We start from the raw sequence: 22,568 nt of genomic DNA, 5'->3' as shown, positions 1-22,568 counted from the left end.
GGCGGGGCCGCGTCACCGGCCGGGTTCGGGGAGGCCGGTGGCGCGGGAGCGGGAGGGAACGGGGAGGACGGAAGGGCCCGGTGCACGGGGAGCACCGGGCCCTTCCGGCCGTTCTCTCGCGGGGCGCGAGCCGTACTCGGGCCCGGGAGTCCTCGGGCCCGGGCGTCCTCAGGCCTGAGCGACGAAGACGTGCGCGGCGATGTCCTTGCCCAGCTCGGCCGCACTGTCGCCGGAGCCCACCATGACCCCGCCGACCCCGGCGGTCACCCGCACCGTGGAGCCGGGACGGACCCCGGCCCGGCGCAGCGTGCGCATCAGCTCGCCGTCGGTCTGGATCGGCTCGCCGATCCGGCGGACCACCACGTCGGCACCGTCCTCGCCCGGCAGCACGGTGTCCAGCGGGACGAGCCCGGCGTCGAAGCCCTCGCCCTCGGCCTTGGCGTCGCCCAGCTCGTCCAGCCCCGGGATCGGGTTGCCGTACGGGGACTGGGTCGGGTGGCCGAGCATCGCGAGCACCTTGCGCTCGACGGTCTCGCTCATCACGTGCTCCCAGCGGCAGGCCTCCTCGTGCACCTGCTCCCACTCCAGCCCGATCACGTCGACCAGCAGGCACTCGGCGATGCGGTGCTTGCGCATCACCCGCACCGCGAGCCGGCGGCCCTCCTCGGTCAGCTCCAGGTGGCGGTCGCCCGCGACCCGGAGCAGCCCGTCGCGCTCCATCCGGCCGACCGTCTGGCTGACCGTGGGACCGCTCTGCTCCAGGCGCTCGGCGATCCGGGCGCGCATCGGGGTGATGCCCTCCTCCTCCAGCTCCAGGATGGTGCGAAGGTACATCTCAGTGGTGTCGATCAGCCCAGACATCGCCGCTGGCTCCGTTCCTCGGGATCCTCACCGCCAATTCTGACGTACCGCGACGACAACCGGGCCCGCCCCAGGCCCCGGGGGCGGCATTTCGTGCCTGTTGACAGCGGCACCGGTGAGGCAGCACGGTGCTCGCCGTAGCTTTCTCCACCAGCGGTCCGGACCATCACGGCCGCCCCACCCGGCCGGGGCCTCCACCGGCAGAGAGCGAAGGCAGCAGATGAGCGAGCTGGTCGGCCGGTACTTCGAGGCCGCGATCGCCCACCTCCAGCGGGTGCGGACCGAGGAGGCGGAGAACATCGAGGCGGCCGCCGCCCTGCTGGCCGAGGCGGTCGCCGGGAACCGCCGGGTCTTCGCCTTCGGCGCCGGCCACTCCTCGCTGGCGGCCCAGGACGTGGTCTACCGGGCCGGCGGGCTGGTGCCGATCAACCTGCTGGAGGTCCCCGGCATGGCCGGGGTCACGGTGATGCCGGCGCCGCTGTCGAGCGCCCTGGAGCGGGTCTCCGGACTGGCCACCACCACCCTGGACCTCACCCCCGCCACCAGCGGTGACCTGCTGTTCCTGATCTCGCTCTCGGGCCGCCAGACCATGCCCGTGGAGCTGGCCCAGCACGCCCGGGGCCGGGGCCTGAAGGTGATCGGACTGACCTCGCTGGCCTACCCCGGTGCGGTCCCCTCGGGGCACCCCTCCGGCACCTACCTCAAGGACCACTGCGACGTCGTCCTGGACAACAAGATCGCGGTCGGCGACGGCGAGCTGACCCACCCCGGCGCCGAGACCACCTTCGGCCCGGTCTCGACGATCGTCACCAGCGCGCTGATGCAGGCCGTGGTCGCCTCGGCGGTGGAGCGGCTGGCCGACGCGGCCCTCGCCGGCGAGGGCGCCGCCCCGCCGCTGTTCCGCTCGGGCAACGTGCCCGGCGGCACCGAGTGGAACGCCAAGCAGATGACCGACAACGCCGACCGGATCTTCTACACGTTCTGAGACCTTCCGGGGCCTTCCGCCGCCTTCCGGGACTTCTCCGTTCCGCCCCGCCCGTTCGGCGTACGAGGACGCGGCGGCCGGTACCGGGCCCGCTACGCCGCCCGGCCGACCGTCCCGCCGGCCGTCCTGGACACCCGCGCCGACACGGCGTCCCTGCCTGCTCGCCCTGCCCCGGCCGGCCCGTCCCACCTGTCCGTCCGGGTGCACCGGCCTGCCCGCCCAGGCGTACCGGGCCGTCCGCCGGGGCAGAACCGCCGGGGCGGGTGGTGGAACTGCGAGCGGGGGGACGGGATGACGTCGGGCACGGGCGGGGCGGACCGGGTGGTGCGGGAGCGCGAGCTGCTGCCCGAGCTGTTCTGGAAGGCCGACTCGGCCTCCCAGCAGGGGCAGCACAGGGCCGTCCGGCTCTCCGCCGCCGAACTGCTGCTGCTGGTCGCGGCCGCCACAGCCGGCTCCGCCGACGGCCGGCCGTGGGCCTGGCTCGCCGCCGTCGCCTACCTCGGCGCGATCGGCCTCTCCGCCGTCACCAGCCGGCAGAACCCGCAGGGCCTCTGGTACGAGGGCCGGGCCGCCGCCGAGTCGGTGAAGACCCTGGCCTGGAAGTTCGCCGTCCGGGCCGACGCCGTCCAGCCGCCGCCCCGACCGCTGTCGGACGCCGAGGGCCTCTACGGCCTCCAGCTCGGCCGGGTGCTGCACGCCTTCCGGGACAGCCGCGCGGTCGGCCCCGGCCTGGCCGGCCGGCCCGCCGAGAGCCAGATCACCCCCGCAATGCGCACCCTGCGCGAACAGCCGCTGGCCCTGCGCCGGGACGTCTACCTGCGCGAACGGATCCAGGTGCAGCAGGACTGGTACCGCTCCAAGTCCCGCTTCTGCGCCCGGGCCGGCTTCTGGACCGGGGTGGCGGGCGTGGTGCTGCCGCTGCTCGGCCTGGTGCTCGCGGTACTGCGGGCGCTGGGGCTCTTCTCCTTCGACGCCCTCGGCGCCGTCTCCGCCGTGGCCGCCTCCGTCACCGCCTGGGCCCAACTGCGCCAGTACCGCCCGCTCGCCGCCGCATACGGCCTGGCCGCCGACGAACTCGCCCTGATCCGGGCCCAGCTCGCCCACCTCGACATCGACTCCCCCGACGCCGAAGAACTCTGGGCCCGCTTCTCCCGCGACGCCGAGGACGCCGTCTCCCGCGAGCACACCACCTGGCAGGCCCGCCGCGAAGTCAACGGCGCGGCCGACCGGGAGTACTGACCGCGCTACCCGGCCGGGTCTCGAACCGGCGGTAGTCGGGCAGGTCGAGGTGGGCCCGGATCCGAGTACCCGAACATCCCCGACCCTCCTACTCTGTTGGCAGGGACGGAAGTTGCCGCGCAGTGCGCCGTGGTCGGCGGAACTGGAGCGGGCTATGGAAGGGGAGCTGCGGCAGTCATGAAGCGAACGCGCCTGATGCTGGTGGCCACAGCAGGAGTTCTTGGTGTCGCAGGTTCAGTCACCGCAGTGGGGCTGGCCCGCGACTCGGGCCGCGTGGTGGTACGTGAGGACCTCCCGCTCTCGCCGGAGATGCAGAGGTACGTCCAGGACCCGGGAGCGTTCGAGGAGTTCCTGCGCACGAACCCTCCCCAGCCGCTGATGGGACAGATCCGCCCCTCCGGCAGGTAGCGGCGGAGGTGGCAGTGGGTCTGCCGATCATGTCCCGCAGACCCACTGCCCTCGGAGTTCTCAGTGGCTGTTGAGCCAGTTGATCACACCGGCGGCGTTTCCGCCGTGGTTGGACGAGTAGAGATAGTTCTCGACCCAGTTGCCATTCTCGTCGGCAAGTCGGTGGCTGTTCGTTCCCACGATTTGACTGTTATTGCCGAAATTGATGACCATGGGACCGCCACTGGCCCCATGACCCATATCGCAGGACAGCTTCAGACGATTGTCGAACGGGTTCCAGTTGCCGGCGTCGACAGCATTGCCGTGGCAGTACATCGGCTTGCTTCCGTCATGGAGTTCTGCGCCCGTTCGATTGTATCCGTCGACCGGGTACCCCAGCGAAGTGACGCCATCGACATCGGCGTCGCCATTGAATCGGTAGCCGTAAGCACCGGTCCAGTCCTGAAGGTTTCCGTACTCAGGCTGCGGTGCCCTGACGATCCCGCCACCGATGTCACCGGAAGTGAGGTCGCCACTGTCCGCCCAGTCGGACGAGACAATGAGCGACTGGAGGGGCCAAAACCCCCATGGGGCGGTTTCGTCGTACCCGGGAGCAAATACGAAGTTCGAATAGAAGCTCCCGTTCTTTCCGCCGTGCAGGCAGTGGCCCGCGGTCCAGATCGAGTTCTTGTTGTTCGAGACGATGGCGGAGGCACTGCACGAGCCGTACCCATCGCCGACGGAGAAGAAGAGCCTACCTGTGATGTTGACCTGCCAGCCGAGCGGCGATGCAAGGTCCGAGCGCGAGAGGGTGGTGACCGCCGCACCGGCCGCGAGAGGCGAGGCCACGGTCGCGCTCTTACGACTCGGAGCCACGGAGTCTGCCGCCACGGAGACGCTCACTCGCGACTTTCCCTGATTCCGTTGCGTCTGTTGACGTGAATCCTTTACGGACTCGGCGGTGACGGCAGGAACGGGCAGGGGGTTCTCCGCCGCCTGCCGCAGACGCTCCGGCGTCCAGAAGGCAGTGAGCGAGTCGGTCGACTGAGAGGGTTCAAGCGTCGTGACACTGCCAACAACGGACCGGGCAGTTTCGGGGGAAGCTTCTGCAACACCCGCCCCAGTCGCCGATAAAGCAAGCACCGCAACAGCTGTCATTATTCGGCGCATCATCAATTCAAGCTCCATCCGGTCGATTTTCTGTGCACGCATGGCACGTCAAACGACGGTAATCACCACTTGATGATCGAAGTCGAAACAGAACGACCCCGGCCGAAATGCGAGCACATTCGGCTGAGATTCCCCGGACCGATTGGCACTTGACGTGAATGTCGCCCTTGATACCCCTTGGGGCCGGTTGAGGATATGTGGCGACATGAGGTGCCGCTCCCCGCTCGGCATACCGAAGGTCGAGGGTCGCAGCCGCGACCGGCATCGCGCGCCTGTCCGTCGCCCGGCCGAAGCTCCCCGGCCGGGCGGCCGATGGACTGAAAGCCGGGGCGCCTCTACTGCCGCTAACGCGCCACCGGGGTAAGCGGGTCCTTCCCGGCGAGGACGGCGAGGACGTTGCCGACGGCGAGATTGCCCATCGCCTGGCGGGTGCGGACGGTGGCGCTGCCCAGATGCGGGGCGAGGACGGCGCGGTCCTGGGCGAATCGCGACCACCACCGCGCCGGGCGGCAGCAGGGCGAGCCGGCGGGCGTCCAGCAGGTGCCGGGTGGCCTCGCTCAGCGGGCAGGTGACCACCAGGACGCTGGAGTGGTGCTGCCGCTACCCGGCCGGGTCTCGAACCGGCGGTAGTCGGGCAGGTCGAGATGGGTCGCCTTCCGGCCCTCCTCGATCATCCAGTCGAGGATGCGGGGGCGGTTCAGCGACCAGTTGCGCAGCCGCAGCCCGACGGCCCCGGGGGCCAGGAACCGGCCCGCGCGGTCGCCGCCCTTCTGGCAGCCCTGGGCGTACGCACGCAGGAGGCCCTCGTAGCGGGCGAAGGCGGCGGTGTGGTCCCCGGCGGCCGCGGCCAGTTCGCCGGCCAGGACGTACGCGGCGACGATCGCGGTGCCGGTGCCCATGCCGCCGATGGTGGCCCCGCAGGCGGCGTCGCCGAGGAGGGCGACGCGTCCGGTGGACCAGTTCGGGACGTCGGCGCGGCTGATGGAGTCGAAGTACAGGTCGTCGGCCTCGGCCAGGGACGCCAGGAGCCGCGGCACCTCCCAACCCGTCCCGGCGAAGGCCCCGGCGACGATCGCCTTCTGCTGCTCCTGGTCGTGGCGGTCGTAGGCCAGCGCGGGCGAGGAGAAGACGAAGAAGGCCGCGGCCGTCCCCGGGTCCCGGTGGCTCGTGCCGACCGAGGCGAGCCGCCCGGGCACATTGAGGCCGACGGACCCCTCCCCCGGGCCGATGCCCAGGTAGTTGGGCAGCGACCAGCCGGCGGCGTAGTGGCCGAGGTGGGTGACGTAGCGCTCCTCGGGTCCGTGGGCGAGCCGGCGGACGTTGGAGTGCAGCCCGTCGGCCCCGACGACGAGGTCGAAGGTGCGGGCCTCACCGCTGCGGAAGCGGACGTGAACACCGTCGGCGTCCTGGTGGAGCTCGGTGACGGACTCGCCGAAGCGGTAGTCGGTGAACGGGCGGCTGTGCTCGTACAGGACGTGGACGAGGTCGCCGCGCAGGACCTCGATGTCACCGCCGGCGAACTCGGCGGGCAGCTGCAGCCTGGTCCGCCCGCTCTCGTCGACGAAGCGCATGGGGCTGCCGCCGGTGCGGATCCGGCGGAGGTCGTCGAGCACGCCCATGCGTTCCAGCACGGTCAGGTGGGTGGTGCCGCGGAAGTCGACGGCCTGGCCGCCGCCGCGCAGTCGCGGGGCCGCCTCGGCCACCGTCACCTCGAAGCCGTACCGGCCGAGCCAGAGCGCCAGCGCCGGTCCGGCGATACCGGCTCCGGAGATCAGGACCTTCGTGCCCATGAGTTCCACCCCTCGATCAAAACTGTGTCCTTCGGACGCTGTTTGTTGTTGTGTACGGTAGACACAGTTTTGGGATGTGGCAAGCCTGACGGCGGGCGGGAGAACCGATGGCGGACGAACTGGCACAGCTGCTCTGGGGCCCGCAGGCCCGGCCCAGGCGGGGCCCCAAGCCCGCGCTGAGCCTGGACGGCATCGCCCGGGCCGGCATCGAGGTCGCGGACGCGGAGGGCCTGGCCGCCCTGTCGATGCAGCGCGTCGCGGAGCTGCTCGGCAAGACGAAGATGTCGCTCTACCGGTATGTGCCGGGCAAGGCGGAGCTGGTCGCCCTGATGACGGACCGGGCGGTCGAGAACCCGCCGGACCTCGCGTCCGGCGACTGGCGCACGGACCTCACCGACTGGTCCACGGCCCTGTTCCGGGCCTTCGCGCAACACCCCTGGCTCCTGGAGACGACCGTGGGCGCGCGCCTGATGGGTCCGCGGGAACTGTCCTGGGTGGAACGGGCCCTGGCCGCACTGGACGGCAAGGGCCTCACCGGCGGCGAGCGGCTCGACGCCGTCGTCCTGCTGACCAGCCACGTCCGCGGCATCGCCCAGCAGTCGCGGGCGAGCGGCACGGAGGCCGAGTCCCGACTCGTCGCGGCCCTCGCCGGAGTGCTGCGGGAGCACGGCGACGACTACCCGGCCACCCTGACCGCGATGACCGCGCCGGCCGAAGGGCGGGACCAGGCCCTGACGTTCGGGGTCGAGCGCATCCTGGACGGTTTGGAGACGCTGATCGCCCGGCGCGCGGGCTCATGAGACGACGGCGCCCCGGCCCATGAGCCGGGGCGCTACCGCTACTGCCACTGCTACCGCTACCGCGCCACCGGGGTGAGCGGGTCCTTCCCGGCGAGGACGGCGAGGACGTTGTCGACGGCGAGGTTGCCCATCGCCTGGCGGGTGCGGACGGTGGCGCTGCCCAGGTGCGGGGCGAGATCGCGACCACCACCGCGCCGGGCGGCAGCAGGGCGAGCCGGCGGGCGTCCAGCAGGTGCCGGGTGGCCTCGCTCAGCGGGCAGGTGACCACCAGGACGGTGGAGGTGGAGAGCAGTTGCTCCAGCGGCAGCCACTCGGCGCCGTCGGCCTGCTCGGGCGGCAGCGGGTTGCGGTTGTGGTAGCGGACGGGCATGTCGAAGCCCTTGGCCCGGCGGGCCACCGCCTGCCCGATCCGGCCCATCCCGAGCACGCCCAGCTGGGTGCCGGAGAGCTCCAGGCCGAGCATGAAGGTCGGCGCCCAGGCCCACGGCTCACCGGAGCGCAGCAGCCGCTCCCCCTCGCCGAGCCGGCGGGTGGCGGCGAGGAGCAGGGCCCACGCCATGTCGGCGGTGGCGGCGGTCAGCACCCCGGGGGTGTTGGTGACGGTGATGCCGCGCTCGGTGCAGGCCGCCACATCGACGTTGTGGTAGCCCACGGCGTGGTTGGCGACGATTTCGAGGCCGGGACCAGCCGCGTCGAGGAGTTCGGCGTCCACCCGCTCGTCGAGGGTGGTGATCAGGGCCTGCCGGCCGCGGACGGCGGCTAGCAACTCCTCGCGGCTCATCGGCAGTTCGGAGTCGTGCAGGGTGGCCGGGAGCTGCGCGGAGAGGCGCTCGACGACACCGGGCGCGAGACGGCGGGTGACCAGGACCGGAGGCTGCTCGTTCACAGGCCCGGAGTTTACGCGGTGGGGTTTACGCGGTGGGCCCTCGCCCGGCCGGGGCGAGGGCCACGGTGCCATATATGGCACCTACGTTCGCCCCGCCCGGCGCGGAGCATCGCCGACCGTGCTGCCCGCCCGGTCGACCCGATCCCGCAGCGATCGTGTCATCACCTCGCCAACCGCCCCGACCAGCGCCGAGGCAAGGAGGAGGAGTGCGACGGCGACGGTCACGCGGCGGAGTCCAGCTCGAACCAGACGAGCTTGCCTCTCTTCTGGGGATCGGCACCCCAGCGCTGGGTGAGCCCCTCGACGAGTTGGAGTCCCCGCCCGCACTCGGCGAGTTCGCCGAGTGCGGGCGATCGTCGCTGCTCGGGGAGGTCGTGGCTCTCGTCGCCGACCGAGACGCGGAGCGTTCGGTCGAGGATGGCGATCAGGACGACGGGCGCGGCGGTACGGCCGTGCCGCCAGGCATTGACGATCAGTTCGGCCAGCGCGAGCTCGGCGTCGAAGATGCGCGCGTCGTCCCACCCGGCGCGCGCCATGGCCTCGCGCAACAACTGCCGGGCAAGGGTGAGGGAGGGGGAGTTGAGGTTGGGGTTACACACGGGGAATCTCCCTGCGGTGTAGGTAGGGGCACACCTCGGGGTCTGTCGCCGTGAACAAGCCCGTTGCGGGACTGGAGGCGCCGCATGCGAGTGCTCTTCGGTGCCCGGGCAGTTCGGTACCAACTGCCGTAAATATGAGCATTACTGACAAACCGTCCGGCGAGCGGTCGAAGCAACTGTAGGCGCAAGTCCCTCAACTGTGCAACACACTCTGTGGGCAGTCCTACACTTTCCGTAGGCTTCGGGTTCGAGGTCACTCGTCCGCGCAGAAAGGCACGTACGTGGGGTTCAGGACCGACATCAGCGAACGGCAGCGCCGATTCGGCGATGAGCTGAGACGTCTCCGCAACACCGCCGGCCTGTCCGCTGCCGAGATCGGTGATGTGCTCGGCATGAAGGGCCCCGCCGTCAGCCACACCGAGGCTGGCAGGCTCGGCCTCAACCTTGAGCGACTCACCCTCTGGCTCGACACGTGCGGCGTCAACGACGCCGAGTACCGGGCCGGACTCGTCGCCATGTGCCGGAGCAACGGCAAGGGATGGTGGAGCGAGTATCGAGCCCATGTGGTCTCGGAAGCTCTCGACCTGGCCGAGTTCGAGGCTTCCTCGGCCTCGATCGGGAGTTACCAGACCCATCTGATCCCTGGCCTGCTGCAGACCAAGGCGTACAGCGAGGTGATCCTCGAATATGCCGAGAAGAAAGCGGAGTTCAGGCGCCGACGCCAGCAGTTGATCACAGCGGAGAACGCGCCGCCCTTCCACGCCGTGATCCATGAAGCAGCCCTGCACATGATGTACGGCGGTCCGGCCGTCATGCGTGGACAGCTGAGCCATCTGATCGAGATGGCACGCCTCCCCCACGTGACGATCCAGATTCTCCCGTTCGACTGCACGGTCTACTCATCGACCGACACGGCATTCGTCCTGATGCACGGGCCGCACTCTCGATTGGACACCGTTCTCCTGGAGAACCCCCACGGCCCGACATTTCTGGGCGATCCTGAGGGTGTGGCCACGTTCCGAAGGAAGTTCGACCGGCTCAAGGGCATGGCGCTTCCGCCACTGGACGCAGCTGCGCCTGGGCCGTCTCCCGCCTTTCGCGACTCGTGGGGCATGATCCAGCACGTCCGGTACAAACTCCTGGGGAGGTAGCCATGGAGAAGCTCAACTGGCAGAAGTCGAGCTACAGCGGAGACGCCGCCGACTGCGTCGAGATCGCGGCTGACGGCGGCCTCATCCACATCCGCGAGTCCGACGACCCCGCCATAGCCATCACCACCACCAAGGCCAAGCTCGCCGCCTGGATCCAGGGCACCAAGGCCGGCGAGTTCGACCACTTCACCCACTGAGCGTTGCCCCTGGGGCTGCTCCCGCGCCCGCGCGGGAGCAGCCCCGAACACCCCTCTAACCTTCAGTCCAGCACCGCCAGCGCGTCGACCAGGGCTCGCCCCTCGCGGGCACCTTGCCGAAGCAGGACGGAGGCCACGGTGTGCAGTTCGCCCCAGGAATGCGGTCGGCCGACCTCACTGGCGTCGGTGAGTACACCAAGCGCGCAGGCCAGGGCCTGCTCGGCTTCGCCGGCTCCCGCGTAGGCGTGCGCCAGGCACGCCCCGTACCAGGCCCGGTCCCGACGGAACCCGGCGCCGAACCCGTCGAGCCCTTCCCGAAGACTGTCCACCGCGCTGGACCATCGCCCCAGGTGCAGTTCGGCCATGCCACGCTGGGCGGCGAACCAGGACTCGCCGTAGAAGTACAGCCAAGGCGGGGCATCGGTGATGCCGGTGATGATCCGCTGGGCCTCGTCCAGGCGGCGGTAGGCGCTCTCCCCGTCCCCGTCCAAGGCGTGTCCACGGCCGGCCATCTGCAGCGCCATGGCCCTGGTTGCCGCACTCGCGCCCTGTGTGGCCGCAGCGGCTTCCCCGAGCCGGGTACAGCGACGGCCGTTGCCCTGTGACCAGGCCAGGTGGGCCTTCATGCTCATGGTGGTGGCCGCCATGTCGCCGTAGCCGGACTCCAACGCCCAGTCGTACGAGCGGTCGAACCAGCCGAGCGCCACCGGGGCGTTGTCCTGGTCCTGCGCGAGCCACGCCAGGAACTGCGCGTACTCCGCGAGGATCTTCACCAGGCGGTCCGCCAGCGGTCCGCGAGCCTGGTCGTAGAACGTGGCCACCTGCGCGAATTGCGCGGTGACCACTCCGTTCATGACCCGCGCCCCGAGAGTGTCCTCGGCCCGGCGGTGTTCGGCGAGCAGCCTTTCCACCGCGTCCAGCGACGCGGCATCCAGCCGCATCCCGCCGCGTACCCTGATCAGCCGGTCCGCCTCGGGGTCGGCCACGACCCCGGGCAGCACCAGCGAGGGCAGCGGCAACTCCTCGGCCCGTCCGGTCAGCAGCTCCACCGGGACGCCCAGCCCGGTGACGATCCGCTGGCGCACCTCGATCGAGGTCACCTCCCGGCGCCGGTTCTCGATCGCCGACACATCCGGCTGGGCGAGCCCGACCAGAGCACCGAGCTTGCTCTGACTGCTGCGGGTCAGTGCCCGCCACCTCTTGAGGACCGCCGGCCAGTCCCCGGCCGCCACCGCGGCTCGCAGATCCGGGTGGGTCCACACGTCCAACTCCTCGGCCACCCTTCGAAATATAGGGCCGACCTATAGGACGCGGAGCTGGTTCGGCGACACACCACCGGCCAAGGTGGTTCCACCGGCTGGCTCGCAGAACACGCTGGCCGGCACTGCACCAGTGCGCACGCATACCTCCCGGAGGACCGCACGATGCACACCCTCGCCCGCTACCGGCACCGCATCGCCCGACGCCCCAACACGGTCATCGTCCAAGGCGACACCCTGTGCGACCTGGACTGCTTCTACTGCTACCTGCCGCACCGCAGGCGGCGAACCCCGATGCCGATCCCCGTTTCGGAGGCCGTCGCGCACTCGATCGCCGAGTTCACCGACACGACTTCGCCGCGACCGGTCGAGGTCGTCTGGCACGCCGGCGAGCCCTTGGCCGTCGGTCGGACCCGGCTCGCCGAGCTGCTGGCCCCGTTCGAGCCGCTGCGGCAGGCCGGGTTGGTCGAGCACTCGATACAGACCAACGCGGTGATGATCACCCCGGCATGGTGCGACTTCTTCACCAGGTACGGCTTCCGCGTCGGGGTCAGCATCGATGGCCCCGACGCCCTCAACCGGCATCGCGTGGACCGGTCCGGCCGCCCCGCCTTCGACCGGATCATGAAGGGCATCGGACGGCTGCGCGAGCACGGAATCCGCTTCTCCGCGATCTCGGTCGTCAGCGCTGAGAGCATCGGTGCCCCAGAGACACTGCTCAGCTTCATGACCGACCTCGGCTGCCACTCCGTCGGCTTGAACATGGAGGAGAGAGAAGGCGTCAACACCGACCGCGCAGTGCCGACCGTCGAACAGGCCCGCGAGTTCTGGCGCCGCACCATCGCCTGGTCCCGCGTCCACCCCGGCCTGACCGTCCGCGAGGTCGACCGGCTCGGCGCCTACCTGCGGGCCGTCCGCGACGGCCGCCAGGACGACTGGGACCGCACGCTGATCGACCCCATTCCGACCGTCGCCTCCAACGGCGACGTCGTCCTGCTGTCCCCCGAACTTGCCGGGATCACCGACCCGGCCTACGAGGACTTCCGAGCCGGGAACGTCCTGGAGCAGACCATCGGCTCCATGTTGGACCGCGCACACCAGCTCCGTTACGTGCGCGAGTTCCTGAGCGGCCTGGAGGAGTGTGAGGCCACCTGCCAGTTCTTCGGCTTCTGCCGAGGAGCCCACGCCGGCAATCGCTACTTCGAGAACGGCCGCCTGGACACCAGCGAGACAAACCACTGCCGCGTGTCCCGGCAGGCCCTGGTCACAGCCCTGTCCGATACCGTCCGTGAGGAGCAAGCCGCATGACCCTGCTCGAACTCCTGGCCACCAGCGACACCGCCGTGATCGCCGACCTCACCGGTGCCGCCGTGACCGGCCCCAGCGCCGACCCGTTCGACAACCGGCCCACTTGGGACAACGCCGGATCGTCGTTCGACAACCGGCCGACCTGGGACAACTGGCCGAACAAGGACTAGCCGAACAGTGCCGGGCCCGCACCGCGCGGTGCGGGCCCGGCACGGCCCAAGATCGGAGCCCCGTGGACAGCATCACCATCGGCCGCGTCACCGTGGCCCTGCCCCGCCTGAACGAACCCGGCCTCTACCTGTCCAACGTCACCACCCTGGAGTCCGCACGCGGCCTGGTCCAGGACTTCCAGTACGGCGACACCGATCTCCGGGACCTGGACCTCGCCGAGACCCGCCTGATCACCGGCCGCGTCACCGGTCTGCGGGCCGACCGCTTCCAGCTCGACCAGGTCCGCCTCGACTCCGTCGAGTTCGACACCTGCGACCTGGCAGCCGCCCGCGTCACCGGCAGCAAGCTCTCCCGCGTCGTCTTCCGCAACTGCAGGATCATGGGCGCCACCATCACCGGCACGACCCTCGACAATGTCCTGTTCGACAACTGCAAGCTGGACTACTCGGTCTTCGAACAGGTCCGAGCCACCGGCCCGGTCGCCTTCACCAAATGTGTGCTCACCGAGTCGTCCTTCACCGGCTGCGACCTGGCCGGCTCCGTCCTCGACACCTGCACCCTGCGGCTGACCGAGTTCGGCCGAGGCAAGTACCAGGGCCTCGACCTGCGCGGAAACGACCTGACCGCCCTGCGCGGCATCGCCCACCTCGCCAAAGTCGTCATCGACCGCACCCAGCAGGCCGAACTCGCCGAAGCCCTGATCGCCGAACTCGACGTGACCTTCGCAGACACCCTCGACGACCGGTGAACCAGCCCCGGAGGAAACCCGCGTGACCTTCGCCGTCGCTCATACCGACCCCTCCTCTCTCAGAGCCCGGTGCGACACCGCCGCCGTTCGCACCGCCCACGGCGACCTCGGCTACGAGGCAGGGGCCGTCCTCCCGGACGGCCCCTGGCAGCCCCTCACCGCCGCCGAGGCCGTCGACCTCCAGCCCACCGCGCAGAACGCCGACAGCACGCTGGTGGAGCTGGTGAAGCTACCCGACGGCCCGGCCCCGGCGGGCGGCTTGGCAAGCCTCGCCGACCTGCTGGGCGACCGGGACGCGGTCCACCTCGGCCAGGCCGCCAGCCCGGCCAAGACCCTCACCACCACCCCGAACTACCGCGACGGCCGCCGTATCGGCCTTCACGTCGACAACTGGGACCGCCTGCCCTACTCGTCCAAGCACACCGGACGCCGCCGCCTGTGCTTCAACCTTGGTCCCGGCACCCGCTACCTCCTGCTCGGCAACCTCGACATCCGTGCCATCTGCGCCGCCCTCCACACCGATGCCGAGATGCGCTACCCACACACCGATGACCTACGGGCCTACATCAGCCGTGGACTCCCACTCCGCGTGTACCGGTTTCGGCTCGACCCCGGGGAGGGCTACATAGCCCCTACCGAGTTGCTGCCCCACGACGGTTCCACCGAGGACCAACCCGAGCCGTCCACCGCCGCGTTCTGGCTCGGCCGCTGGCCACGCGGTGGCCTCGAATCGCTGATCTGACGCTCGCAGCCCGAGCACCGGGTCACCCCCCGGTGATCCGCAGCCAGGGGTCCACCGACGCCCTTGCCCCGTCGGCGAATCGCTTCCCCACCGGGGTCAGCGCTCCGCTGTCGGCCAGCAAATCCACGGCTTCGTCCGTCAGGGCTCGCCAGTGCGCGAATCGGGCCCGGGCCGGCTCCGTCCCCCCGTGCGCGCGGGTGCCCCAGAACGCCGTGACCGCGAGATGCGCGTAGACGGCCTGGAACAGCGAGCCGATCGGCCTCGGCGTCAGGCCGAACGCCTCGAACAGCCTCGTATCCCCCCGGTCGTACAGCTCCTCCCGGTCCAACACCGCCCCCAGCTTCACGTGCTGGAACTCGTGCACCAGCAACAACGCCAACGTCTCCGCACCACGCGGCCGCGCGATTGCGACCGCGCCGAAGGCCTGGCGGGCGGCCGAGCTGACGTCGCGCCCGTCCGATCTCCGCTGCAACGGTGTGACCGTGCTCAATCCGGCCCACAGGCCGGCCGCGTACTCGGGCAGATCGCGGTCAAGCAGGTCCGCAGCCCCCCGAAAATCCCCGGCCCAATTCAGGTACTCAGCACCGCTCAACCGCTCCTCCACCGGCCACCGGTGCACCCCCCGTTGCGGATCCACGTCCTCCATCGCGATCCCCCTCCCGACCCTCCGGAGCGGCTGCCAGCGCGGGTCACCCGAACCGGCGACCGCGCCGTCATCCACGCGCGCCGTCCAGCCGTCCCGCCCGCCGCTGACCCGCGCCTCCCGCACGCCCCCGCCCAGCACCAGCCGCCCCAGCGTCGGCAGGTGCAGCACCCCGTCCCGGACCGGCACCGCCACGCTGTCCCCCCGCCCCGCCCGCACCGCCGCGGCCGCAGCCAGCTCGGCCAGCGTGCCGAGCCCCGCCCCCGGATCGCCGCTCAGCCGTCGCGCCGCCCACGCCCGGACGTACGGGTGGGCGAACACCGCGTCCACAGCCGCCGGTTCGACGGCGTCCAGTTCCGCCAGCAGCTCCCACGCCTCCGACCGCGCCAGCCCCGAGGAGCCGTGCACGGCGGCCAGCATCGTCCGGGTGAGCGCGAGTTGGGACCGGGCCAGCGCACGCACGGTCTCCGGACCGCCCAACCCCACCGCCAGTTCTTCCAGTTGCTCGTCCGTGAGCCCCGGCCCGGCGAGGTCCACCGGCGGCGGGGCGGGCCGTGAGCCGACCCCCGCACGCGCGGCCAGACCGTCGATCAGCGCCCTCAGGTCCGCGCAGTACACCGAGGGACGGTCGAACGACCCGCCTCCGTACCGGTGCGCGTACAGCCCGCCCCCGCAGGACCGCACCACCGGGCACGCCCGGCACTCCGCGCTCAGCCCGTCCAGGCCCGACTGCCTCGCCGCCATGCCCGGGTGCCCGGCCACCTCGTCGAGGCTGTGCCGGAAGACGTCCATCCCCGTCCCGGGCGCGCCGTCGTACGCCGTCTTCAGGCTGTCCGCCTGCTCGTACGTGCCGTCCGTCTCCAGCACCACCAGGTCCACCGGCTCCAGCCCGAGCGCCTCGCTCAGACCGGGCAGCCCCGACAGCGTCCGGTGCACCGAGTCGAAGGTCCGGACGGCGAACGGGCGGCCGTCCGCCTCCCACTGCTCGTGCACGGTCAGCAACCAGTCCGCGTACGGCGTCGCGCCCGCGCCTGGCGGGCGTTCCGGCGGGCGGTCCCAGGTGGCGTGCGGGAGCAGGAAGTCCACGGCCGGGGGCTCCAGTTCCGCGAGCGCCCGGTACACGGCCACCGCGTCGTTCGCCACGTCCACGGTGCAGAGCAGCCCCGCGTACAGGTGCCGGAACCGCGGGTCGCGCAGCAGCCCGACGGCCCGCAGCACCTGCGGATGGCTGGACCGCCCGTTCGCGAACCGGCGGTGCCGGTCGTTGGCGGCCCGGTCGCCGTCCAGCGAGATGCCGACCCGGATGCCCAGCTCGTCGAACAGCTCGCAGTACGCCTCGTCCAGCCGGACGCCGTTGGTGTGCACCCGCAGGTCCAGGTCGCACACCTCGGGCAGCGCCGCCCGCAGCAGCCCGGCCGCCCGCCGGAACACCTCCGGCCCGGCCAGCAGCGGCTCACCCCCGTGCAGGACGACCCGGACGACGGTCAGCCCGTGCGCGGCCGTGTGCTCCCCGATCCGCTCCGCCACCCGCGCCAGTACGGCCTCCCCGACGACCCGCGGTCTGGACCGCCAGCCGGTGTCGGCGTGCTCGTACACGTAGCAGTGGTCGCAGGCGAGGTCGCACCGGCTGTGGACCTTCAGGACGAACTGCGTGATCGGCGGCGGAGGAAACGTCATGACGGCACGTTTCCAACCGCCGGTGCGGACTAACCCTGGTGATCAGATCGCAGAGTCGAACGGTGAGACCGGGCGAGCCCCGAAACCCGGCAGGGCCAGTGCGAGGTGGCTCGCCAACTCACCCGCGTCCAAGCTCGCCAGTTCGGTGAGACCGGGGCGTCGCCCGGGGACGCGCTCCTCGGTCCGCTCGGTCACCGCATGCGGCTCCACGGTCGACTCCATTGCCAGTTCCCCTTCGTCTGTGGCCTGCCCACCGTCACGCCGGCGGGAGCTCGATCGAGGTGTCCAGCCACTCCTTCACCCTGATCGACTCGGTGAGCGGGTGGTTGTCACCCAGGTACGACACAGCACGGGCCCGGGCCAGGGTCCGTGCACCCAGGTCCGTGCCCTCCCGGTCGCCGACAGCGGCGAGCGCCAGGGCGAGGTTCGCGGAGGCCGCCAGACTGTCCGGGTGATCCGGGCCGAAGCGGTCGACCAGGACCCGGACGGCAGCCGAGCTGAGGGCCGCCGCCTCACCGTACGCACCGGCACCGGCCGAGTCGTTGGCCCGGTTCAACCGGGCGACCGCGACCCACGGATGCCGGTCGCCGAGCAGCCGGAGCAGGTCGTCCGCCACCTCGCAGGCCAACGAGCGTGCCTCGTCGCTCCGGCCGGCCCGGCGGAGGGCCACGGCGAGGTTGCCCGCCGCCAGGCGCTCCATCGGGTGCCCGTCGCCGAGGTGGTCGCGGTGGTACCGGTACGACTCGTCGGCGAGCAGGACGGCCTGTTCGCCGTCCCCGAGCGCGCCGAGTACCGCCGCGAGGGTCCCGGCGACACCCGTGGTGCCGGGGTGGTCCGGCCCGTAGCGCCCGTACAACTGCCGGTGGACGTCCTCGGCCTCCACCAGGGCCTCCGGCAGCCGGCCCAGCCGGCGCAGGGTGGCGCTGCGGTACCGCCTCGCCCGCAGGGTGTCGTCGTGCTCCTCACCGAGCACGTCCCGGCTCCGGCGGACGGTCTTCTCCAACTGCGCCAGCGCCTCGACGGGCCGCCCCACCTCGCGCAACAGGTGTCCCCGGAGGAGCCCGTCGCGGATGGTGGACGGACTGCGCCTGCCGAACAGCTCCAACTTCCGGTGGTACAGCACCTCGTGGGTGGCCAGCGCCCCGGCGAAGTCGCCCGCGAGCATGATGGAGACCGCGAGGTTGTTCTCGATCATCAGGGTGCGCGGGTGGTCGGATCCGAGTACCCGGCGCGCGCCGGCGAGCGTCACCTCGTCCAGCTCCCGGGCCTCCTGGTAGCGGCCCAGGTGCCGGAGGTCCCCGCCGAGGCTGGTGGCCGCCGGGAAGGTGTCCCGGTGTTCCCGCCCCACCAGCGCGGTCAGCCGGTCGAAGGCGTCCCGGTCGGTCTCGTACGCCTCCCGGACCAGCCCCTGACTGCGCAGGATGTTGCCGAGCTGGACGCGCAGCAGCTGGACCCTGACCTCGGCCTCGACGCTCTGCGGTCCGCTCTCCTGCCACTGGGCGAGCACGCGTTCGGCCAGCTCGCGGCCGGCGTCGTGGAGGCTGCGACGCCACAGGTAGCGGACCGAGTTGACGATCCACTGCCGGACCGCCGGGTCGGTGGACTCGGCCGCCCCGGACGGCCAGAGGTGGGCCAGCAGTTCGCCGTACCGGGGCCAGTTGTGCGGCGCGTCCGGGTCGCCGGGGTCGGCGAGGGCCAGCGCGCGGTGCGCCGCGGCGCGGACCCGCGGCCGGTCGGCCTCCCCGACCTGCTCGCGCAGCAGGGCCTGGACGATCCGGTGCACGACCAGGGTTCCGGCCGTGTGGTCGTAGCGGGCGAGGTTGTACTGGTTGACGGTCCGCAGGATCTCGCCGACCGCGAGCCGCTGGTCGGCGGTGCCCGGGCCGACCAGCCCGATCGCCTCGATCACCGGCGGGCTGTAGAGCATCGAGATCGGGATGGCCTCGGGGCCGAGGAAGCCGCAGACCTCCAGCATCCGGGCGGCCGGGGCGTTGATCCGGCGCAGGTCGGAGCCGGCGATCCGCCAGGTGGCGGCCGTGGCGAGCGGGACGGCGGAACTCCCGACGGCCTCCTCCTCGGCGGAGCCGTGCTCGGCGTCCTCCTCCGCCGCCACCGCCACCGGCGCGCCCCGCACCGAGCGGTCGAGGATGTCGGTCAGCGTCTCGTCGAGCAGGTCCGCGTACGTGGCGGCCGGCATCGGCGTCTCCTGGAGCCAGGCGGCGGCCTGGCCGACGGCGAGCGGCAGGTCGCCGAGGAGTTCGGCGATCCGCTCGGCGTCGGCCCGCTCGACCCCGGTGTTGAAGTGCCGGACGAGTTCGACGCTCTCCGCCCGGTCGAACACCTCGACCTCGGTGCGGCCCGGGCGGCGGGCCCAGCGCCGGTCGCGGGAGGTGACCAGGACGTGGCCGCCCGGTCCGGCGGCGGGCAGCCAGGGGTCCAGCAGCTCCGGGTCCTCGGCGTTGTCGAAGAGCAGCAGCCAGCGGTGGTACGGCCGGCCGCTGGCGAGCGCGTCGAGGACGGCGCGGGCCGTCCTGGTGACGTCGCCGTCGGTCTCCAGGCCGAGGCCGGGGGCGAGTTCGGCGAGTTTCTGCGGGATCACCGCGGGCTGCTGGGCCGGGACCCACCACAGCACGTCGTAGCCGGCCGCGAAGCGGTGCGCGTACTCGATCGCGGCCTGGGACTTGCCGACCCCGCCGATGCCGTAGAGCACCTGGACGGGCGCGGCGTCGCTGTCGGCCGTGAAGCCGTCGCGGACGGCCTCCAGCAGGCGCATCCGGCCGGTGAAGGTGGGCAGCCGGGGCGGCAGTTCCTGGACCGAGGGCCGGCCGTCCGGGAACCGGGTGGGGTGCGGCACGGCGGTCTCGCCGGTGCCGCCGGTCTCCATCCAGCGCCCGGCGCCGGGCGCCGGGCCGATCAGCTCGAACAGCTGGGCCTCGGCCTGTTCCGCGGAGCCGAGCGCGAGGTCCAGGGCCCGGTGTCCGGCGAACTGCGGCGGCTCCATGCCCTCCGCACCGCCGATCCGCACGGCGAGCAGGCCGCCGGAGTCGCCGACCGGCGCCTGGCCGGTGAGCCGGCGCCAGATCTCCCGGGCGCGCGGCAGGGCGGTGTACTCGGGGGTGAGCAGGGCGAGCAGCCGGCCGTCGCCGTCCAGCGGTCCGGCGGCCTCGGGCAGCGCGCCGCCGTGCGCCGGGCCGGGGTCGAGCGGGACGGCGGCGCTGTGCAGGCTGACCAGGTAGCCGAAGCCGCGCAGGGTCTCGGAGATCCACTCGGCCCAGACCCGGTCCTTGGGGGCGTAGCTCACGTGCACCTGGCGGGAGCGGGTGCGGCCGGTGCGCAGATAGGCGGCGTACAGGCGGCGGCGGGCCAGGTCGGGCAGCGGGCGCAGGGTGCTGACCCGGCCGTCGGTGAGCCAGGCGGCCAGCCGTTCGAAGGCGGCGAGCAGGCTGCGGCCCTGCTGCGGCCGGTCGACGATGGTGGCCGGCACCTCCTCGTAGGCGTAGAACGGCTTGTACGGCACCTCGACGTCGCGCCAGTAGTCCGCCCGCCGCTCGGGGCTCAGCCAGCGCTCCAGGTAGGGGTCGAAGGCGTCGTGGGCGAGGTCGCGCCCGGCCGCCAGTCCGGCGCGTTCGGCGTCCTCGACCCGCATCGGGACGGGCAGCACGCGGATCTCGCGCTCGTCGGCGTCGACGATGGCGCGGGCCGCGTCGACGCCGCCGCGGATGCTCTGGGCGCCGAGGGTGAAGCAGTCGACGACGGTGTCGGGCATCAGCACGGTGCAGATGCCCGAGGTGTCGCTTACGCCGGTCCTGCTGTCGATCAGCACGTAGTCGTAGCTGCTGGTCCACTGCTCGCGCAGCGCGTACAGGAACTCCGCGCCGCGGATGTCGGCGCGGGTGTAGAAGCTGCGCCAGTTGAAGCTGGTGACGGCGGCCGAGTAGGCGGCGTTCTGCCGGCCGGCGGGCATGAGGTCGAGCTTGCCGCCGTCCGGGAGGTCGAGGGCCAGGCCGCAGAGGTACTGCTCCAGCCGGCCGGGCACCGCCAGCCACTCCCGGGGGTCCGGGCCCGGGCCGCGGCGGTCCGGGCCGGGCAGCGCCTCGTCGACGTAGGCCCGGAGCATGTCGATCAGCCCGTCGGTGCCGTGGAGTTCGGGGTCGACCAGCAGCGGGTGGTAGTAGCGGTGCAGGCCCGGGGCCTCCAGGTCCCAGTCCACCACCAGCACGCGCAGGCCCTGGCTGGCCAGGATCCAGCCCAGGTTGGCGAGCGCCATGGTGCGGCCGGTGCCGCCCTTGAAGGAGTAGAAGGTGACGACCGTGCCGGTGCCGGGGGTCGCGAGGGCCGCGGACCCGTGGTCCGCGAGGGCGGCGTGCTCAACGCTCATCGGTCCGCTTCTCCTTCACTGGGCGCCCGGTTGGTCAGGGGCACGGTCTCCTCGCGCAGGGCGCCCCTCGGCCCCGGCGCGGCCCCGGCGCCGGCCCCCGCCCCGGCGCCGGCCCCCGCTCCGGGGGCGTTCCCCGGGCGCGGGACGGGCGGGCCCGGGGAGACGGGCGGCGCCGGCGGAACGGGCGGCCAGGCCGGGATGGTGAGGCCGGGCATCGGTCGCGGGTCCGGACCGAGCCCGAACTGGGCCCGGGCGGCGACCGGGTCGTCGTCCAGCTGGTCGAGCAGGCGGTTCTGGGCGACGGTCACGGTCGAGAGCAGCTCACGCTCGAATCGTTCCCGCCGGATGTGGATGCGAAAGAGCGGCTCGGGCCCGGACCGGTGCAACCAGGTGCGCGCGAACACCTCGCGCACCCCCTCCCAGAGCCGGGCGCGCGCCGGACCGGCCGGCGGGTCGTCGGTGCTGTCGGGCAGCAGGACGGCGGTGACCGGGTGGTTCTGCCGGTCGAAGTCGCGCAGCGCCTGCCGGAAGGGCTCGGCGCCGGCCGCCCAGGGGTCCACCAGCAGGACGCTGACCTCGTTGTTCTCCCGGGCCCGGTCGAGCGCGTCGGCGAGGTCCGGGCCGACGGTCTCCAGGCTGGTGCTGTGCCCGGCCCGGGTGATCACCTGCTGGGCCTGGACCGCCAACGAGGGCAGCCGGGGCGGGTGGTAGGGCGCCCAGTCGCGGGGGTGCGCCCCGTACCAGCCGCCCTGGTAGGGCCCGTCCGGGCCGCCGACGCCACCGCCCGCACCGCCGCCCGCGCCGTCGGCCCGCACGCTGTCGGCCCGCACGCTGTCCGCCTCGGAGCGCTGCGCCGGGAACCGGTCGCCGTTGACCGCGCCGGCCCCGCCGACCACGGCGGGCGGGTCGCCGGCCCGCCGCGCGGCGACGAAGAGCCGGACCAGGCTGCTGCGGGCGGCGACCGGGGCGACCTCCTCCACCGGGAAGCAGCCCTCCACCTGCCCGAGGTCGAGGTCCCGCAGTTCGGCGACCCGCCAGGAGGCGGCCTCCCGGATCCGCTCGGCGATCACCCGCACCACCTTGCGGTACGCCGTGCCCTGCGGGTCGGTCCGCAGCAGGTGGCGCAGCCCGCCGGTGGCGTACTCGGCGCCGAAGTCGTGCTGCATGTACTGGATCCGCCGGACTTCGACGGGCAGGTCCTCGGGCGGCGGCTCCCACAGGACGGGGATGAGGGCCGGGACGCTCTCCCCGGTCTGCTCCTCGTGGCGCCGCGTCCGGTGGTCGAAGGCGGTCCACTCCTTGCCGCAGTAGGGGCTGGCGAAGTAGGCGGGCGAGTAGAGGGCGACCATGGTGCGGCTGGCGCCGAGCATCAGGGAGAGCTGCCGCTCCCAGTCGTCGCCGATCCGCAGCCGTTCGGTGTCCCGGTAGGCCAGTTCGCCCGGACCGGCCTCGGGCTCGATCCGCGCCAGTTCGTCCCGCAGGTCGGTGAAGAACTGGTCGACGAAGGCACCCCCGGCCAGGTGGTCCCGCCGCGCGTAGCTGAAGAAGAAGTACGGCCGCACCCAAAAACCCCCCAC

18 protein-coding genes and 1 pseudogene are annotated in these 22,568 nt (G+C 72.1%); 9 read left to right on the top strand and 10 right to left on the bottom strand.

Annotated features, from left to right (window positions below):
* Positions 1 to 168 precede the first annotated feature (168 nt).
* Positions 169 to 861: an iron-dependent transcriptional repressor DtxR gene (locus ADK60_RS24395; RefSeq protein WP_045937623.1), complete on the bottom strand. Its 693-nt coding sequence runs from the start codon at positions 859 to 861 to the stop codon at positions 169 to 171.
* Between the two features lie 220 nt (positions 862 to 1,081).
* Here ADK60_RS24395 and ADK60_RS24390 point away from each other — a divergent pair, with 220 nt between their 5' ends.
* Positions 1,082 to 1,846 (top strand): SIS domain-containing protein, encoded by a 765-nt coding sequence (locus ADK60_RS24390; protein WP_045937624.1) that lies wholly within the window; start codon positions 1,082 to 1,084, stop codon positions 1,844 to 1,846.
* A 291-nt stretch (positions 1,847 to 2,137) separates the two neighbouring features.
* Positions 2,138 to 3,085: a DUF4231 domain-containing protein gene (locus ADK60_RS24385; RefSeq protein WP_053648907.1), complete on the top strand. Its 948-nt coding sequence runs from the start codon at positions 2,138 to 2,140 to the stop codon at positions 3,083 to 3,085.
* Positions 3,086 to 3,553: 468 nt separating this feature from the next.
* Here ADK60_RS24385 and ADK60_RS45040 read toward each other — a convergent pair whose 3' ends face one another.
* Entirely contained in the window at positions 3,554 to 4,660 is a 1,107-nt protein-coding gene (locus tag ADK60_RS45040; RefSeq protein WP_159400551.1) for a trypsin-like serine peptidase, read from the bottom strand.
* A gap of 539 nt (positions 4,661 to 5,199) precedes the next feature.
* The gene (locus ADK60_RS24375; protein ID WP_053648930.1) at positions 5,200 to 6,432 is read right to left on the bottom strand and encodes an FAD-dependent monooxygenase; all 1,233 of its coding nucleotides are present in this window, start codon (positions 6,430 to 6,432) and stop codon (positions 5,200 to 5,202) included.
* A 107-nt stretch (positions 6,433 to 6,539) separates the two neighbouring features.
* Between ADK60_RS24375 and ADK60_RS24370 the strand changes: the two genes are divergently transcribed.
* Positions 6,540 to 7,232, top strand: coding sequence for a TetR/AcrR family transcriptional regulator (locus tag ADK60_RS24370; RefSeq protein ID WP_053648903.1), 693 nt, complete (start codon positions 6,540 to 6,542; stop codon positions 7,230 to 7,232).
* Positions 7,233 to 7,288: 56 nt separating this feature from the next.
* On the opposite strand, the gene ADK60_RS45850 is transcribed toward ADK60_RS24370, so the two are convergent.
* The 3 genes and pseudogenes from ADK60_RS45850 to ADK60_RS24355 form a co-directional block, all read right to left on the bottom strand.
* Positions 7,289 to 7,543 (bottom strand): hypothetical protein, encoded by a 255-nt coding sequence (locus ADK60_RS45850; RefSeq protein WP_199839746.1) that lies wholly within the window; start codon positions 7,541 to 7,543, stop codon positions 7,289 to 7,291.
* Positions 7,468 to 8,190, bottom strand: a pseudogene (locus tag ADK60_RS48185) (NAD(P)-dependent oxidoreductase); the annotation flags it as partial. The pseudogene ADK60_RS48185 and the gene ADK60_RS45850, both read right to left, overlap by 76 nt.
* 149 nt (positions 8,191 to 8,339) lie before the next feature.
* Entirely contained in the window at positions 8,340 to 8,717 is a 378-nt protein-coding gene (locus tag ADK60_RS24355; RefSeq protein WP_159400550.1) for an ATP-binding protein, read from the bottom strand.
* Positions 8,718 to 8,998: 281 nt separating this feature from the next.
* Here ADK60_RS24355 and ADK60_RS24350 point away from each other — a divergent pair, with 281 nt between their 5' ends.
* Together ADK60_RS24350 and ADK60_RS24345 are read left to right on the top strand one after the other, a co-directional pair.
* On the top strand, positions 8,999 to 9,868 hold the full coding sequence (locus ADK60_RS24350) for a helix-turn-helix domain-containing protein (RefSeq protein ID WP_053648895.1): 870 nt from the start codon (positions 8,999 to 9,001) through the stop codon (positions 9,866 to 9,868).
* A 2-nt stretch (positions 9,869 to 9,870) separates the two neighbouring features.
* Positions 9,871 to 10,065, top strand: a complete 195-nt coding sequence (locus ADK60_RS24345) for a DUF397 domain-containing protein (RefSeq protein WP_053648893.1) — start codon at positions 9,871 to 9,873, stop codon at positions 10,063 to 10,065.
* Between the two features lie 62 nt (positions 10,066 to 10,127).
* Here the strand turns inward: ADK60_RS24345 and ADK60_RS24340 are convergent, their stop codons facing one another.
* Entirely contained in the window at positions 10,128 to 11,345 is a 1,218-nt protein-coding gene (locus ADK60_RS24340) for a helix-turn-helix domain-containing protein (protein ID WP_199839744.1), read from the bottom strand.
* 144 nt (positions 11,346 to 11,489) lie between these two features.
* Here ADK60_RS24340 and amcB point away from each other — a divergent pair, with 144 nt between their 5' ends.
* From amcB to ADK60_RS24325, 4 genes are all read left to right on the top strand, one after another.
* Positions 11,490 to 12,632: a cyclophane-forming radical SAM peptide maturase AmcB gene (gene amcB, locus ADK60_RS24335; RefSeq protein WP_053648889.1), complete on the top strand. Its 1,143-nt coding sequence runs from the start codon at positions 11,490 to 11,492 to the stop codon at positions 12,630 to 12,632.
* Positions 12,629 to 12,802, top strand: a complete 174-nt coding sequence (gene amcA / locus ADK60_RS45840) for a multiple cyclophane-containing RiPP AmcA (protein WP_199839743.1) — start codon at positions 12,629 to 12,631, stop codon at positions 12,800 to 12,802. Before amcB ends, amcA begins: the two co-directional genes overlap by 4 nt.
* 62 nt (positions 12,803 to 12,864) lie before the next feature.
* Positions 12,865 to 13,551, top strand: coding sequence for a pentapeptide repeat-containing protein (locus ADK60_RS24330; RefSeq protein ID WP_053648887.1), 687 nt, complete (start codon positions 12,865 to 12,867; stop codon positions 13,549 to 13,551).
* A gap of 22 nt (positions 13,552 to 13,573) precedes the next feature.
* Positions 13,574 to 14,293 carry a hypothetical protein gene (locus tag ADK60_RS24325; protein ID WP_053648885.1) on the top strand — a complete coding sequence of 240 codons (720 nt, stop codon included), beginning with the start codon at positions 13,574 to 13,576 and terminating at the stop codon, positions 14,291 to 14,293.
* A gap of 22 nt (positions 14,294 to 14,315) precedes the next feature.
* On the opposite strand, the gene ADK60_RS47795 is transcribed toward ADK60_RS24325, so the two are convergent.
* From ADK60_RS47795 to ADK60_RS24305, 3 genes are all read right to left on the bottom strand, one after another.
* Positions 14,316 to 16,613, bottom strand: a complete 2,298-nt coding sequence (locus ADK60_RS47795) for an FxsB family cyclophane-forming radical SAM/SPASM peptide maturase (RefSeq protein WP_053648883.1) — start codon at positions 16,611 to 16,613, stop codon at positions 14,316 to 14,318.
* A 256-nt stretch (positions 16,614 to 16,869) separates the two neighbouring features.
* Positions 16,870 to 20,991: an FxSxx-COOH system tetratricopeptide repeat protein gene (gene fxsT, locus ADK60_RS24310; protein ID WP_053648879.1), complete on the bottom strand. Its 4,122-nt coding sequence runs from the start codon at positions 20,989 to 20,991 to the stop codon at positions 16,870 to 16,872.
* On the bottom strand, positions 20,988 to 22,553 hold the full coding sequence (locus ADK60_RS24305) for a TIR-like protein FxsC (protein ID WP_159400549.1): 1,566 nt from the start codon (positions 22,551 to 22,553) through the stop codon (positions 20,988 to 20,990). Before ADK60_RS24305 ends, fxsT begins: the two co-directional genes overlap by 4 nt.
* Positions 22,554 to 22,568: the final 15 nt, after the last annotated feature.

The organism is Streptomyces sp. XY431 (assembly GCF_001279805.1).
Classification (GTDB): domain Bacteria; phylum Actinomycetota; class Actinomycetes; order Streptomycetales; family Streptomycetaceae; genus Kitasatospora; species Kitasatospora purpeofusca.
The sequence above is the reverse complement of the archived record's forward strand: the minus strand, read 5'-3'. Positions and strand labels throughout refer to the sequence as shown.

Coding starts and splice junctions, on each gene's coding strand:
- ADK60_RS24395 (WP_045937623.1), bottom strand. CDS start 861: ATGTCTGGGCTGATCGACACCACTGAGATGTACCTTCGCACCATCCTG.
- ADK60_RS24390 (WP_045937624.1), top strand. CDS start 1,082: ATGAGCGAGCTGGTCGGCCGGTACTTCGAGGCCGCGATCGCCCACCTC.
- ADK60_RS24385 (WP_053648907.1), top strand. CDS start 2,138: ATGACGTCGGGCACGGGCGGGGCGGACCGGGTGGTGCGGGAGCGCGAG.
- ADK60_RS45040 (WP_159400551.1), bottom strand. CDS start 4,660: ATGGAGCTTGAATTGATGATGCGCCGAATAATGACAGCTGTTGCGGTG.
- ADK60_RS24375 (WP_053648930.1), bottom strand. CDS start 6,432: ATGGGCACGAAGGTCCTGATCTCCGGAGCCGGTATCGCCGGACCGGCG.
- ADK60_RS24370 (WP_053648903.1), top strand. CDS start 6,540: ATGGCGGACGAACTGGCACAGCTGCTCTGGGGCCCGCAGGCCCGGCCC.
- ADK60_RS24345 (WP_053648893.1), top strand. CDS start 9,871: ATGGAGAAGCTCAACTGGCAGAAGTCGAGCTACAGCGGAGACGCCGCC.
- amcB (WP_053648889.1), top strand. CDS start 11,490: ATGCACACCCTCGCCCGCTACCGGCACCGCATCGCCCGACGCCCCAAC.
- amcA (WP_199839743.1), top strand. CDS start 12,629: ATGACCCTGCTCGAACTCCTGGCCACCAGCGACACCGCCGTGATCGCC.
- ADK60_RS47795 (WP_053648883.1), bottom strand. CDS start 16,613: ATGACGTTTCCTCCGCCGCCGATCACGCAGTTCGTCCTGAAGGTCCAC.
- fxsT (WP_053648879.1), bottom strand. CDS start 20,991: ATGAGCGTTGAGCACGCCGCCCTCGCGGACCACGGGTCCGCGGCCCTC.